We start from the raw sequence: 13,233 nt of genomic DNA on the forward strand, positions 1-13,233 counted from the left end.
CCCAAATTATATCTCCAATGGAAACGCAGTCAAACGATATAGAAATCATAAAAAATCAGGTAACCAGTAACTATTATGTGATTACGATGAATATTAACGGTATTACCCACGAAGAATCTATGATTTTTCCTAATGGTGAAGCCAATTGTATGAACTGGATTCTGGGACATTTAATCTACATCAGAAATCCTTTACTGAATATTTTAGGAGAAGAATCTGTCTGGGACAGCGAACAATTTTCCTTCTATAACAGAGGAGAAATGCCTTTAGATCGAAAAGATGAATTGGTCAATTTTGAAGATTTAAAATCCTATCTGAAACAATCTCAGGATAAGCTGGAAGCAAAGCTCAGCACTCTTGAAAGCTTTCAGGCTGAAATGGTTAAAGATATATCAACCCTAAGCCTTCATGAAATCTATCACAGCGGACAGCTGGGCTATCTCCGCAGAATTTTAGGAAAACCAGGTGCAATAAAATAATAATTTTAGATTTCTAACCTTGTCAGAAATGAGAAAAACAGATGAAGCAAAAAAATACCTGCAATCATCTGCAAAATCTGCGAGAGCATCTTAAATTTAGATTCCTTGCTTTGCTCGCAATAACAAATGAAAAATTTAAGTTTTCCATACTTTAGAATAGTACAATTTTATCGAAGATAAAATCCTCGCGCCTTAAAAACGTATGGTATGTAAAACCCTTAGCGCCTTAGCGTTTCTCCAAAATTCAAACCTCTAATTTCTAACTTCTAATCTCTAATTAAAAATGAACACACCAAAATCAAAAAAAATGGAGCTCGTCATTCCTGCTTACAGAATGCATTCCCAAAGTTTTATGAACGTTTTGGCCGGCATTTCGGAAGAAGACGCCTTGAAAAGAATTGAAAATAAAACCAATCATATCGTATGGATGGCAGGAAATTTTGTCAACATGCGCTACGGATTAGGTTCAGTACTTGGACTTCAGGGAGAAGATCCGTACAATGATTTATTTTTCCAGGGAAAAGCTCTGGATGAAAGTTTTAAATATCCAACGCTGGCCGAATTGAAAGAAAATTTTCACTCAATTTCTGCTAAAGTATATGAAAAACTTCATGAAGTAACGGATGAAGAGCTGGATGAAATATTTGAAATAGGAATGAACATCCCTTTCATTAAAGAAACAAAACTCAATTTTGTCGGAATGTGCATCGGCCGTGAAGACTATTTAAGCGGACAGATAGGTTTGATGCGCAGAATTTTAGACTATCCGGGAATGAAATACGATGTGGACGAAAATCTTAAGTACTAATAATGAATCCAGTAGAAAAAGGCTATAAAAAAGTCAACGGAATCCAGTTGTATTACGAGATCTACGGATCAGGAAAGCCTGTGGTATTGATCCATGGTGGTGGTTCTTCCATGCTCTATGATTTTAAAGAAGTCATTGCAAGACTGGAAGGTAAATTTCAGTTGATAGGAATAGATTTGCAAAATCATGGCAGAAGTGAGCACCGCGATATTCCTGAAACCTTTGAACAGGATGCAGACGATGTTGCAGGACTTTTAGCAGAACTTACTATCAGAAAAGCTTCATTCTGGGGATTCAGCAACGGAGGAAGTACCGTAATGCAGATTGGGCATCGTCATCCGGAAATTGTTGAAAAACTGGTTGTTGCTTCAGCTTTCTACAAAAGAAGCGGAATGATAGATGGTTTTTTTGAAGGAATGCAAGAGGCCACTTTTGAATCAATGCCGGAACCTTTTAAAATTAATTTTTTAAGCCTCAATCCTGATTTTTCAAAGCTTGAAAACCTTTTTGAGAAAGACTGTACAAGGATGCAGACATTTCAAGACTGGGATGATGAGGTGCTGGCGTCTATAAAATCTCCCACCTTATTCATCAGTGGAGATCAGGATGTGATGAAGCCGGAACATACAGCAGCAATGTGGCGTTTGGTGAAAGGTTCACGATTAATGATCCTTCCTGCCACTCATGGCACTTATATGATGCCGGACTTTGACGGAAGTATGGATACTAATCTCATAGACTTTACCGTCAGGGAAGTGGTGAAATTTTTAAACCATTAAGCATTTTTTATTCATAGTAAATTAATTAATCCTTAATGGATCAACAGTAGAAACTATATCTTATAATAATAACTTTAAAATTTAAAATCATGGCTAAATTAAATCCATACCTGAATTTTGATGGAACAGCAGAAGAAGCGTTCAATTTTTACAAAACTGTTTTCGGTGGTGAATTCGTTGGTGGAATTCATAAAATGGGTAATGCTCCCGGTACCGAAAACCTTTCAGAAGAAGAAAAAAACAGAGTAATGCACATTGCTTTACCTGTGGGAGGAGACCTTTTAATGGCATCTGATATTGTACCGGCATTCGGGCAGACTCTTACCGTAGGAAATAATAATTATGTATCTATTTTCCCAGACTCCAAAAGTGAAGCAGACAGAATTTTTAAGGAACTTTCTGATGGCGGAAATGTAGAAATGCCTATTGAAGATCAGTTCTGGGGAGACTATTTCGGATGTTTCCAGGATAAGTATGGTGTTCATTGGATGGTGAACTATAATGAAGAATATGCAAAATAATCTTATATTTAACTAATGATAATAAAGAGATGCTCATTTTTGGGCAGCTCTTTATTTAACTTTTAAAAATATAGAACTATGGATCCAATTAAAATCGATATTACAATTTTAGCACCAGTGGAAAAGGTTTGGAATTATTTCAATGAACCCAAACACATTACGAAATGGAATTTCGCCCATGAAACCTGGCATTGTCCTAGTTCTGAAAATAACCTTGTAGTAGGAGGCAAATTCAAAAACAGAATGGAAGCAAAAGACAAAAGCTTCGGATTTGATTTTGAAGGCGTATATGATGAGATTATTCCTCATGAGGTCATTAAATATCACATGGAGGACGGACGAAAAGTAGAAGTTGTTTTCGATAAAATAGATGAAAATACAACGAAAGTGATTGAAGTTTTCGATCCGGAAAAACAAAATTCTGTGGAAATGCAGCGGGATGGCTGGTATGCTATTCTCAACAACTTCCACAAATATGTTGAGAATCATTAACAATATTTTTTGTAGCCATGATCAATCTAGTTATCATGTCAAAGAGTTTAAACTCTATGTATGCTTTTAATTATGACTCTGCAGAGCAATTTCTTCACGGAGTTATTGCAATACCCGCAAGAAGAGCCTTAGAAAAAGAAAAAATAAATTCTTTGGAAAAACTTTCAGATTATTCCGAAAAAGAAATCATGCAGCTGCATGGTTTCGGTAAAAATGCAATGATGAAACTGAAGAATTACATGAAAGAAAATCAGGTCTGCTTTAAAGAAACATAATACATAGACGACTGAAAAATTTGCAGTGTCATTGCGTTAAAAACGAAAGTATGTTGTTTAAATGCAAAGACATAAAACTTTTTGCTGTTGTACAGAGAATAAAAATATAGTACCCCTGTTAAAATTTAAAATTATGAATAACGATATTTTCCCATGTCTCTGGTATGATGGAGACGCCAAGCAGTCTGCAGAATTTTATTGTAAAGTTTTTGGAGGCGAAATCACAGCAGATACTCCTGTTGTAATGAATATTGATTTGTTTGGACAAAGAATCATGCTTCTGAATGGAGGCCCTCAATTCAAAAAAAATGCTTCTATCTCTTTCATGGTCATCTGTGAAACAGAAGATGAAGTTCAAAAATACTGGGATCAGTTACTGGATGGAGGAATCGCTTTGATGGAACTGGGATCTTACTCATGGAGTCCGAAATACGGATGGGTTCAGGATAAATACGGTGTAACATGGCAATTGTTTCTGGGAGAAAAAGCAACTGATCAGAAAATAATTCCTACTTTGATGTTTATCCATGCGAACAACGGCAAAGCCAAAGAAGCAATGGAACTTTACACGAAAACTTTTCCCAATTCAAGCATAGGAAATATATTGACCTACGGAGCAGGGAGCGAAGGACATAACATTCTGGAACCGGCAGAAAATGTTCAGCATGGTCATTTTACAATCGATAATTACAGCTTATTCTGTATGGATAATTCCTATGACCACCAGTTTGACTTCAATGAAGGAATATCATTGGTGGTAATGACAGACGACCAGGGACAAACCGACAAATACTGGAATACACTCACTGCTGATGGCGGCAGAGAAAGCATGTGCGGCTGGCTGAAAGATAAATATGGATTGAGCTGGCAGATTGTTCCTAAAAGACTTATCCAGTTAATGAACGATTCTAATCAGGAGAAAGCTTATCAGGTGGTACAGGTGATGATGAAAATGCAGAAAATTATCATCCGGGATCTGGAAGATGCATACAACTCTTAAACTTTTCGGCGTATTGTTTGATGTACTTTAGAGAAAAGATTTGCTTATGAAAACGCAGAACAAATCAAAATCTAAGTCAAAAGTCCCTAAAGAAGGGCTGTTTCCGGAAATTATCCGGAACGATTATCAGGGGAGCCGGAAACTGCAGGGTAAAAAAGCGGTTATTTCCGGAGGAGACAGCGGCATAGGACAGGCTGTAGCTGTTCATTTTGCCAGAGAAGGAGCAGATGTCGCCATTATTTATAAAGAAAGTGACGATGATGCTAAAGAAACCAAAAAACTGGTGGAAAAAGAAGGGCAGAAGTGTCTTCTCATCAAAGGAGATCTTACCCGGAAAGCATTCAGAACCAAGTGTGCAGACAAGATTAAAACAGAGTGGAAGAACCTTGATATTCTGGTTAACAATGCTGGAATTCATACCTCAAAAAATAATCTGGAAAAAATCTCTGATGAACAGATTCAGGAAACGTTTGACACCAATATCATTTCCATGATTTCATTCACCAGAAATTTTCTTCCGATGATAGCAAAAGGTGGCCGGATTATCTGTACAACCTCCGTCACAGCATACCGTGGAAGCGATCACTTAATAGATTATGCGGCGACAAAAGGAGCTGTTTTGTCTTTTATCCGTTCTTTGGCGGATAATCTCGCAGAAAAAAAAATTCTGGTGAATGGAATTGCTCCGGGGCCTATATGGACTCCACTGGTGAAAGAAGCTTTTGATGATCTCTCCACATTTGGAAAAGATACTCCGCTGAAAAGGGCGGGACAGCCATCAGAAGTAGCACCTGCCTATGTTTTTCTCGCTTCAAAAGATTCAAGTTATATCACCGGAGAAATCATTCACATAAACGGAGGTGATTTTGTCGGAGGATAGAATGAGAAGCTAGAAGCTGTCACAAAATAACACTCTTACTCTCTGACTCTCAAACTCACTCACCAACACAGTCACCTGTAACCTATTATCCACCACCTAATACCTTAAAAAAAATATATGGAAAAATTATCATACGAAATAGAGATCAATGCTGAACCTGAAAAAGTATGGAGTGTCCTTTGGGGAGACATTACCTACAGGCAATGGACAACAGCATTTACAGAAGGTTCTTTTTATGAAGGAACGCTTGAAGAAAATAATATTGTTAAATTTCTTGATCCCAAAAACAACGGGATGTACAGCAGGGTAGAAAAAGTGATTCCCAATGAGGAAATAAAATTTTTGCACCTTGGAGAAATCTATGAAGGTATCGAAGTCCCTCAGGACTGGGGAGAAGCTACGGAGGCTTACTTTCTTGAGGAGAACGAAGAAGGAACTTTACTGAAAACAGAAGTTCAGACTCCGGCAGAATTTAAAGAATTTTTTGAAGAGAAATTTCCAAAAGCGATGTCACTCGTCAAGCATCTTTCTGAAAATCAGCTGTAAATAATTGAGTTAGAATTAAAAAAAATCTGCGAGCTCTGAGATGGCTTCGCTTTGCCCGCAATGACCACCCTAAAAAAAATAAAAAATGGAAACCTTATCATACGAAACAGTAATTGATGCGCCGATGCAGAAAGTATGGGACATCCTTTGGAATCCTGCAACGTACAGCGAATGGACGAAGTATTTCGGTGCAGGATCTGTTATGAAGTCCGACTGGAAAGTAGGAGGGAAAACCTATTTCCTGAATGCTCAGGGAGAAGGAATGGTCTCAACCATAGACAGTATGGACGAGCCCAATCAGATTGTATTTAAACATCTGGGAATGGTGGATAAAGAGGGAAATGAAGACACTCAGAGCAAAGAGGTCATGGAATGGAACGGGAGTTTTGAGAAATACTTTCTGATAGACTTTGAAGGAAAAACAAAACTTCATGCCGAAGTTCAGGTAGAAAAACAATGGCAGGATCACATGAATACAGGCTTTACAAAAGGACTGATGGTTGTGAAAAGTCTTGCCGAAGGAGTGAGCCTCGGTTCAGTGTAAAGAAATTCAACGTTTAAAGTTCAAGGTTCAAGGTTTAAAGTTTGAAGTTTAGAGTTATTATTTTATCCTGAATACTATTACCTGCTACCTGCCACCTAAAATCTACTATCTAAAAAATGAAATTACTTGTAATACTTTTCGCAACATTTATTCTGGCTTTGCTGGGAACTTTTTTGTTTCAGGGAAAGCCGGATTTTATATTTTCAGGGAATTTAGGGATGGCTGTTTTCATCATATTTACAGGTTTCTCCCATTTTAAATTTCAAAAGGGAATGGCGATGATGATTCCTGATTTTATTCCTGCCAGAATGTTTTGGGTGTATTTTACGGGAGTTCTGGAAATTGCAGCAGGAATTGGATTGATGATTCCTTCGATTCGTGAAATGACAGCGATTTTACTGATCATTTTCTATATAGTGGTTTTTATAGCCAATATCAATTCTTCCAGGAAAAAGATTAATATTTTTAAAGCCGATTACACAGGGCCGGGAATGAAATACCTTTACACCCAAAGGATTCCCATGCAGATGATTCTGATTGTCTGGACCTGGTATTTCGGAATTTATTTACACTAAAAAGACAGTCTGTAAGGGCTGTCTTTTTTATGTAATTGAGATTTTTTTTAATTAAATGATTTGAAATTGTAACATTTCGCAGGTGTATTGTGTCTTATTGTATAAAATGCATTTGTTTTTTATTGTTTAAAAATGAGTGCTTTCTATAACTTTAACCTTTAAAACAGAAGTTATGAACCTAAATCACAACATTTTCGGTACAGCGCTTATTGTACTATCTACCATTATGACCAACGCACAGAGTTCTACTGCCAAACTGCCGGGAGATCCTACTTTACCATCTTCCAAAGCTAACCTTGAAAAGCTGATTTCTTACGATAAAGGAAACTTTAAATACAAAGTTGAAGATTATTTTGCAAGACCAAAAGCCTCAACCTTTAAAATCTCCCCTGACGGAAAATATCTTTCTTATAAAGAAAAAGACCAGGAGAAAAAAAATCATGTCTATGTAAAAGATCTTGGTACAGGAAAAATTACCAGAGCTATTGTAGAAAAAGATGATTTGGTAAGAGCATATGGATGGCTGAACAAAAAACGTCTTTTCTATACTCAGGATAGAGGAGGAAATGAAAATATTCATTTGTATGCGACAGACATTGATGGAGGAAATCAGAAAGATTTGACACCATTTGACGGAGTAAAAGTACAGGCAATTATACCTATAAAAGATACTGATTTCGTTGTGGTTACCATGAATAAAAACAACAAGCAGATCTTTGAACCTTTTAAAATCAATTTCGTTACCGGGGAAATGACCCAGCTGTATGAAAATAAAGATGTTAACAGCCCTATTGACGATTATCTTTTTGATAAAGACGGAAATCTGAGAGGTTATAGCGTCCTTGAAAACGGATTAACCACAAAAACCTATTATAAAGATCTGCAGACCGGAAAATTCAATCTTATCAAATCTGCAGACTGGTCTGATACCTTCAGTATTATAGAATTTAATGAAAATTCTAAAAATAAAGACGAAGCCTATGTAGTAACCAATCTGGATAGTGATAAAGCGAGAATTGTACTGTATGATCTGAAGAAGAATGCGGTGATTAAAGAAATTTATTCCAATCCGGTATATGATGTAAGCTCAATAAGCACTGCCGGTAAAAACAGAAACTATGAGCTTGACTATATCAGTTATGAAGGAACCAAAGGAGAAACAGTTCCGGTAAGCAAATTTTATAAAGAAATACATGACCAATTAAAATCTCAGTTTGGAGACAAAGAATTTGGAATTGCTTCTTCTGATGATAATAATGATAAACTTCTGATTGTGGTTGGAAGCGATAAGCTCTACGGAACTTATTATGAATACGATACCAAAACCAAACAAACCAAACTTCTTTACAACCTGATGCCTCAGCTGAAGGAAGAAGATATGGCTGAAATGAGACCAATCGAATTCAAAAGCAGAGACGGGCTGACAATCCATGGATATATTACCCTGCCTAAAGCAGCATTGGAAGGTAAAAAAGTCCCTTTGATTGTCAATCCTCACGGCGGTCCTCAGGGAATCAGAGACAGCTGGGGATTCAATCCGGAAACACAGCTGTTTGCAAGCCGTGGATATGCTACGCTTCAGGTGAACTTCAGAATCTCCGGTGGATATGGAAAATCATTCCAGAAAGCAGGTTACAAGCAGATTGGAAGAAAAGCAATGGATGATGTGGAAGATGGTGTAAAATACGCCATTGAGCAGGGTTGGGTAGATAAAGATAAAGTTGCCATCTACGGAGGAAGCCATGGTGGATATGCAACACTGATGGGGCTGATCAAAACTCCTGATTTATATGCTTGTGGAGTAGACTATGTAGGAGTATCCAACATCTTTACCTTCTTTGATTCTTTCCCGGAATACTGGAAGCCCTACAAAGAAATGGTAAAACAGATCTGGTATGATCTTGATAATCCTGAAGAAGCCAAAATTGCTAAAGAAGTTTCCCCGGTATTCCAGATTGATAAGATTAAGAAACCATTATTTGTGGTACAGGGAGCTAACGACCCAAGGGTTAACATCAATGAATCTGATCAGATTGTAAAAGCGATGCGTGCCAAAGGTTTTGAAGTTCCTTATCTGGTAAAATATGATGAAGGACACGGATTTGGAAAAGAACCGAACAGAATTGAGCTTTATAAATCGATGCTGGGATTCTTTGCAGAAAATTTTAATAAATAAACTATTAATTAAATAATGTTTGAAACGGAGGACTTAGGTCTTCCGTTTCTTTTTTTATGGTTAATGTCATTGCGAGCAAAGCGAAGCAATCTCAATATGCTTATACTTTGATGGTTGGAAAAACGCAAAGGCACTAAGTTTTTTACAACAAGCTGTACATTTTAAGGCGCAGGGATTTTATCTATGATAAAATTGGTCAGTGTATATTTTAATTCTCTCGCTGATTTTGCAAATGAAGTAGATGGTTATGAAAAAAATCTGCGTAATCTGTATTATCTGCGAGAAAAATAGTAATCGGTCGCTTACTGAAAATCATATATTGAACGAAGCCGAAATATTCTTGAGCATTTGCGCTTTCCAACAAAAAAAGAACATTATTTTATCATTCATCATTCATCATTCATCATTCATCATTCATCATTCATCATTGATACCCGTAGCCCCGATAGCAGCGGTTACCCCGGAACATGAGTGGGAGAGCCGGAGGGAAAGAGCTTGGGATAGTGGGGCGTGAGGAGTATGAGCGGATAGCGGGAAAAAGCTTCTGAAAAAATAATGTATGCCTAAGTTGTTGAAAATTTATGAAATAAAAACACGATGGATAAAAGAAAAATTGATTTCTAAGAAAAATATTTTAAATTTATTAAAGTAAAACCAAAAGTTCAGCCGTCATAACCATATGGAGGTTGTCGAAAAAATAACAATGCCACAGAAGGAGAAAGAAAGCATCATCTCACAGACCGTTTCCAACTACGGAGGGAAGCTGATGTCCTATATTCGTCCGAAAGTGAAAAACACGGAGGATGCGGAAGATATTCTGCAGGAAGTGTGGTATCAGTTCAGTAGCCTTACGAATCTCTCTGAGATCGTAAACGTTGGAGGCTGGCTGTACAGGGTGACGGCAAATAAAATTACAGACCGTTACCGGAAAAAGAAAACAGAAAATCTTGAAGATTTCGTATATGAAGATGAAGACGGCAGTTTTTCTATCAAGGATATTCTTTTGATGGATGAAAGTGCCGGTCCTGAAGTGAAGATGTTTCAGGATGAGATCTGGAAAAAACTGTTTGAAGCACTTGATGAACTTCCCGAAAAACAAAGGCTGGTCTACGTAGAAAATGAACTGAACGACAAAACCCTCCAGGAGATCGCCGATGAGCAGGGAGAAAACATCAAAACCATCATCAGTAGAAAAAACTATGCTGTGAAGCACTTGAGAAACAGATTGAGAAAGTTATACGAAGATTTAAAAAGTTAGAAAAAGAAATTATGAATCATAAACACAAAAAGGGTTGGATTTTTTTATTGCTATGCCCGCCATTAATTTTAGCTGCCGTTACATGGATTGTCATGATGCTTTGGAACTGTCTTCTTCCGGAGATTTTAGGAGCTAAAACCATTACTTTCTGGCAGGCCATGGGAATATTGATCCTAAGCAAAATTCTTTTCGGAGGTTTCCATTTCGGTAAAGGAATGAGAGATTTCAAGGAAAGAAAGATGAGAGAGAAAATGGCAGGTTTATCTCCTGAGGAAAGAGAGAAATTTAAAGAAGTCTGGAGAAACAAATGCTCCGGTGGATTCTTCAACAGAAACAACGAATAATTTGAAATTTTTAAAGAAGTAGTAAAGTAAAATTAAAATTCATTCGTCTCTATAAAAAACAAGAAGTAGTAAAATTTAAAATTTTGAAAAATGAAAAATTCAGCATTAAAAGGAGCTCTGGGAGCATTAGCCGTTGTAGGTGTAGCCTTAATCGCTAAAAAAGCAATACAAAGAAAAAGATTTATCAAAGGTATTTTTGATGAGTATGGAATTAAAGAAAAGTCACCTTTCGGACTTGCAGATAAGATCAGAGAAATGAATGAGGAAGACTATCAGGAACTGAAAGGGAAATTCAAAAAAGAATTCCATTCAAGATGCTGCAAGAAGGATCATATGTGTGAAGCATAATCCATACAGGACTAAATTGAAATTGTTTAATTCCGACGCGGGAAGCAAAGCTTCCCGCGCCGGAATTTTTATATAAAATAGTCCCAGTAAAGGGTTTTTAATACTATATTTGTTTCGTTCTAATTAAAAGCTATTTCAGGTTATGATGAGGTTTAGAAATGTTTTTATTGTCATACTTTCATTTTTTTCGATCATATTGTTTGGCCAAAAGTCACAACAAAAACAATATATTATCTTTTTACATAATAAATTTTTGGAAGACCATTCTTTTGAGGAAAAACATCCGAAATATGGTGTTGCAGAATATGAAACAATACTCAACAAACTCAGAGGTCAAAATACAGTTGTTATTTCTGAGAAAAGAAAAGCGGGTACAGATCCATCGGTGTATGCTGAGAAGGTAAAGAAGCAGATTGATAGTCTCCTGAAAAAGGGATTCCAGCTGGAACAATAACAGTGGTAGGAACTTCTCAGGGAGGTTATATTGCACAATATATATCTTATTACGAAAAGAACCCGCAATTGAAGTTTGTCTTCATTGGAGCCAGCTTCAAAGATGATTCTTTGGAAAAGGATAAAAACTTCAGATTGTATGGAAGAATACTTTCCATTACGGAGAAATCGGATGACGGACATGTGCCGTTATCGAAGGAACAAAGGTTGATCAGATCTGATATTAAAGATTTTAAGGAAATTGAACTTAATACAGGTTTACATCACGGTTTTCTGTTTAAAGCCCTCAACGATTGGATTGCTCCCACTAAGGATTGGATTTCCCGTAAATAAATACTGGTTGGGCTATTACCGTTTAGTTCTTATGATTGAAGTTACTACTCAATGATCTGCGTAATCTGCGAGATCTGCGGGAAATACTGTTAATATGAAGTAGAGATTCTTTGCTATGTCCGGAATGACAAAAGGACTGTTGAACTCATTCAATTCGCAGTATTTGTTGAGAAGTACAATTTTATCGGAGATAAAATCTTTGCATCTTAAAAATATACAGCTTGTTGTAAAAAGACTTAGCGTTTTTGCGTTTTCTAATCGTCAGAGAATAAGCGTATTGAGATTGCTTCACCTTCGGCTCGCAATGACTTTCTGATCCATACTTTCAACAAAAAATTACTGTAAACATCCAACACAAAGAAAAATAAATCCTTATTTTTGTATTGCTCAATGAAAGATTACTACTATTTTCTCGGTATATCACAGGATGCTTCGGAAGAAGACGTCAAAAAAGCCTATCGAAAACTGTCTTTAAAATATCATCCCGATAAAAATGACAATGACGATTTTTTTGCAGACCGTTTCCGTGAGATTCAGGAGGCTTATGAAACCTTGAGTGATCGTGCACTCAGACGTACTTATGATCAGAATCTGGAAAATCATCAGAAAAGTTTCAGATATAATATTCCGCCAGCCATCAAAACTTTTACAGCGAATAAAATTCATGCGAAAAAAGGAGAGGAGATTATCATCAACTGGCAGACGAGCAATGCTGATGTAGTAAAGGTATTGCCTTTCGGATTGGAAAAGCCGTATGGAGAAAGGATCTTTAAGATCACAGAATTTAAAGACGGGAAATTCCAGCTTTTGCTTCATGCAACGAATTCTCTTTTGCACAAGACGGTTGTTCAGGGAATTACCATTACAGAAGTTTTTGAGAACGATTCTGAAAAGTTCAAAAACTCGGTGGAAGAAATGTTTAAGCCACAACCCAGAACAAGAATTAACAAATCCGGTCAGCCTAAAATTATGATGCTGATCTGGGGAGTTATTATTTTAGCGATTGCTATTTATGTGCTGATCAAAAATTTCAGCTAGTTTATGCCATTTTCTTTCTTCCCGGGCATTTTTTACATCTTTTCCCTTTTTTGAATTTTTTACAACAAGATTTCTTTTCACAGAACATCTCTTCGTTATTGAATGAGTAAGGAGCCAATGGCGGAACTTTAAATGGGACAATCATATTCATGCTGCAAATATATTAATTTAGAATAAATATAATTAATAAAATTTCATAAAATTCTTAAAACCTGATGTATAACGGGAAAAGTCCTTTACATAAAGAAATAAAAGAGCTGGATTGGCGCTCTCATCACTTCCTACATTCACCATCAATGCAGTTAAAGTTTGTTTTTTGAATAAAATTAAAATTTGCAGACTTTTTACAAGAATAGTTTAATCAATAGAACAGATGTTGTTGAA

General features: G+C 36.5%; 19 protein-coding genes. 18 read left to right on the forward strand and 1 reads right to left on the reverse strand.

Annotation, left to right across the window (positions count from 1 at the left end):
• Window positions 1–17 precede the first annotated feature (17 nt).
• The 18 genes from DDF69_RS12360 (at window position 18) to DDF69_RS12445 (ending at window position 12,849) form a co-directional block, all read left to right on the forward strand.
• Window positions 18–479 carry a hypothetical protein gene (locus DDF69_RS12360; RefSeq protein ID WP_114821043.1) on the forward strand — a complete coding sequence of 154 codons (462 nt, stop codon included), beginning with the start codon at window positions 18–20 and terminating at the stop codon, window positions 477–479.
• 283 nt (window positions 480–762) lie between these two features.
• Window positions 763–1,287: a DinB family protein gene (locus DDF69_RS12365; protein ID WP_114821044.1), complete on the forward strand. Its 525-nt coding sequence runs from the start codon at window positions 763–765 to the stop codon at window positions 1,285–1,287.
• Window positions 1,288–1,289: 2 nt separating this feature from the next.
• On the forward strand, window positions 1,290–2,066 hold the full coding sequence (locus DDF69_RS12370; RefSeq protein ID WP_114821045.1) for an alpha/beta fold hydrolase: 777 nt from the start codon (window positions 1,290–1,292) through the stop codon (window positions 2,064–2,066).
• An 89-nt stretch (window positions 2,067–2,155) separates the two neighbouring features.
• Complete coding sequence (locus tag DDF69_RS12375; protein WP_114821046.1) at window positions 2,156–2,587, forward strand: VOC family protein; 432 nt, start codon at window positions 2,156–2,158, stop codon at window positions 2,585–2,587.
• Between the two features lie 78 nt (window positions 2,588–2,665).
• The gene (locus tag DDF69_RS12380) at window positions 2,666–3,079 is read left to right on the forward strand and encodes an SRPBCC family protein (RefSeq protein WP_114821047.1); all 414 of its coding nucleotides are present in this window, start codon (window positions 2,666–2,668) and stop codon (window positions 3,077–3,079) included.
• A gap of 35 nt (window positions 3,080–3,114) precedes the next feature.
• Window positions 3,115–3,354 (forward strand): hypothetical protein, encoded by a 240-nt coding sequence (locus DDF69_RS12385; protein ID WP_228411983.1) that lies wholly within the window; start codon window positions 3,115–3,117, stop codon window positions 3,352–3,354.
• Window positions 3,355–3,487: 133 nt separating this feature from the next.
• A complete protein-coding gene (locus DDF69_RS12390; protein ID WP_114821048.1) occupies window positions 3,488–4,354 on the forward strand; it encodes a VOC family protein in 867 nt (288 codons plus the stop codon).
• Window positions 4,355–4,400: 46 nt separating this feature from the next.
• Complete coding sequence (locus DDF69_RS12395; protein WP_114821049.1) at window positions 4,401–5,234, forward strand: SDR family oxidoreductase; 834 nt, start codon at window positions 4,401–4,403, stop codon at window positions 5,232–5,234.
• A gap of 117 nt (window positions 5,235–5,351) precedes the next feature.
• Window positions 5,352–5,780, forward strand: a complete 429-nt coding sequence (locus DDF69_RS12400; RefSeq protein WP_114821050.1) for an SRPBCC domain-containing protein — start codon at window positions 5,352–5,354, stop codon at window positions 5,778–5,780.
• 85 nt (window positions 5,781–5,865) lie between these two features.
• Window positions 5,866–6,324, forward strand: a complete 459-nt coding sequence (locus DDF69_RS12405; protein WP_114821051.1) for an SRPBCC family protein — start codon at window positions 5,866–5,868, stop codon at window positions 6,322–6,324.
• 116 nt (window positions 6,325–6,440) lie between these two features.
• On the forward strand, window positions 6,441–6,899 hold the full coding sequence (locus DDF69_RS12410; RefSeq protein WP_114821052.1) for a DoxX family protein: 459 nt from the start codon (window positions 6,441–6,443) through the stop codon (window positions 6,897–6,899).
• A 172-nt stretch (window positions 6,900–7,071) separates the two neighbouring features.
• Complete coding sequence (locus DDF69_RS12415) at window positions 7,072–9,075, forward strand: S9 family peptidase (protein ID WP_114821136.1); 2,004 nt, start codon at window positions 7,072–7,074, stop codon at window positions 9,073–9,075.
• A gap of 703 nt (window positions 9,076–9,778) precedes the next feature.
• Window positions 9,779–10,333, forward strand: a complete 555-nt coding sequence (locus DDF69_RS12420) for an RNA polymerase sigma factor (protein ID WP_228406519.1) — start codon at window positions 9,779–9,781, stop codon at window positions 10,331–10,333.
• A gap of 11 nt (window positions 10,334–10,344) precedes the next feature.
• The gene (locus tag DDF69_RS12425) at window positions 10,345–10,677 is read left to right on the forward strand and encodes a hypothetical protein (protein ID WP_114821053.1); all 333 of its coding nucleotides are present in this window, start codon (window positions 10,345–10,347) and stop codon (window positions 10,675–10,677) included.
• A gap of 90 nt (window positions 10,678–10,767) precedes the next feature.
• Entirely contained in the window at window positions 10,768–11,025 is a 258-nt protein-coding gene (locus DDF69_RS12430; protein WP_114821054.1) for a hypothetical protein, read from the forward strand.
• Between the two features lie 253 nt (window positions 11,026–11,278).
• Window positions 11,279–11,479, forward strand: a complete 201-nt coding sequence (locus DDF69_RS12435; protein WP_162800920.1) for a hypothetical protein — start codon at window positions 11,279–11,281, stop codon at window positions 11,477–11,479.
• Window positions 11,480–11,481: 2 nt separating this feature from the next.
• Window positions 11,482–11,811: a hypothetical protein gene (locus tag DDF69_RS12440; protein WP_114821056.1), complete on the forward strand. Its 330-nt coding sequence runs from the start codon at window positions 11,482–11,484 to the stop codon at window positions 11,809–11,811.
• 390 nt (window positions 11,812–12,201) lie between these two features.
• Window positions 12,202–12,849 carry a J domain-containing protein gene (locus DDF69_RS12445; RefSeq protein ID WP_114821057.1) on the forward strand — a complete coding sequence of 216 codons (648 nt, stop codon included), beginning with the start codon at window positions 12,202–12,204 and terminating at the stop codon, window positions 12,847–12,849.
• A 1-nt stretch (window position 12,850) separates the two neighbouring features.
• On the opposite strand, the gene DDF69_RS22190 is transcribed toward DDF69_RS12445, so the two are convergent.
• Window positions 12,851–13,000 carry a hypothetical protein gene (locus DDF69_RS22190; RefSeq protein WP_164723264.1) on the reverse strand — a complete coding sequence of 50 codons (150 nt, stop codon included), beginning with the start codon at window positions 12,998–13,000 and terminating at the stop codon, window positions 12,851–12,853.
• Window positions 13,001–13,233: the final 233 nt, after the last annotated feature.

The organism is Chryseobacterium sp. KLBC 52 (assembly GCF_003347605.1).
Taxonomy (GTDB): Bacteria; Bacteroidota; Bacteroidia; order Flavobacteriales; family Weeksellaceae; genus Chryseobacterium.

Bases quoted from the DNA above. Each gene is read 5' to 3' on its own strand.
- DDF69_RS12360 (WP_114821043.1), top strand. From the start codon at position 18: ATGGAAACGCAGTCAAACGATATAGAAATCATAAAAAATCAGGTAACC.
- DDF69_RS12365 (WP_114821044.1), top strand. From the start codon at position 763: ATGAACACACCAAAATCAAAAAAAATGGAGCTCGTCATTCCTGCTTAC.
- DDF69_RS12370 (WP_114821045.1), top strand. From the start codon at position 1,290: ATGAATCCAGTAGAAAAAGGCTATAAAAAAGTCAACGGAATCCAGTTG.
- DDF69_RS12375 (WP_114821046.1), top strand. From the start codon at position 2,156: ATGGCTAAATTAAATCCATACCTGAATTTTGATGGAACAGCAGAAGAA.
- DDF69_RS12380 (WP_114821047.1), top strand. From the start codon at position 2,666: ATGGATCCAATTAAAATCGATATTACAATTTTAGCACCAGTGGAAAAG.
- DDF69_RS12385 (WP_228411983.1), top strand. From the start codon at position 3,115: ATGTCAAAGAGTTTAAACTCTATGTATGCTTTTAATTATGACTCTGCA.
- DDF69_RS12390 (WP_114821048.1), top strand. From the start codon at position 3,488: ATGAATAACGATATTTTCCCATGTCTCTGGTATGATGGAGACGCCAAG.
- DDF69_RS12395 (WP_114821049.1), top strand. From the start codon at position 4,401: ATGAAAACGCAGAACAAATCAAAATCTAAGTCAAAAGTCCCTAAAGAA.
- DDF69_RS12400 (WP_114821050.1), top strand. From the start codon at position 5,352: ATGGAAAAATTATCATACGAAATAGAGATCAATGCTGAACCTGAAAAA.
- DDF69_RS12405 (WP_114821051.1), top strand. From the start codon at position 5,866: ATGGAAACCTTATCATACGAAACAGTAATTGATGCGCCGATGCAGAAA.
- DDF69_RS12410 (WP_114821052.1), top strand. From the start codon at position 6,441: ATGAAATTACTTGTAATACTTTTCGCAACATTTATTCTGGCTTTGCTG.
- DDF69_RS12415 (WP_114821136.1), top strand. From the start codon at position 7,072: ATGAACCTAAATCACAACATTTTCGGTACAGCGCTTATTGTACTATCT.
- DDF69_RS12420 (WP_228406519.1), top strand. From the start codon at position 9,779: ATGCCACAGAAGGAGAAAGAAAGCATCATCTCACAGACCGTTTCCAAC.
- DDF69_RS12425 (WP_114821053.1), top strand. From the start codon at position 10,345: ATGAATCATAAACACAAAAAGGGTTGGATTTTTTTATTGCTATGCCCG.
- DDF69_RS12430 (WP_114821054.1), top strand. From the start codon at position 10,768: ATGAAAAATTCAGCATTAAAAGGAGCTCTGGGAGCATTAGCCGTTGTA.
- DDF69_RS12445 (WP_114821057.1), top strand. From the start codon at position 12,202: ATGAAAGATTACTACTATTTTCTCGGTATATCACAGGATGCTTCGGAA.
- DDF69_RS22190 (WP_164723264.1), bottom strand. From the start codon at position 13,000: ATGAATATGATTGTCCCATTTAAAGTTCCGCCATTGGCTCCTTACTCA.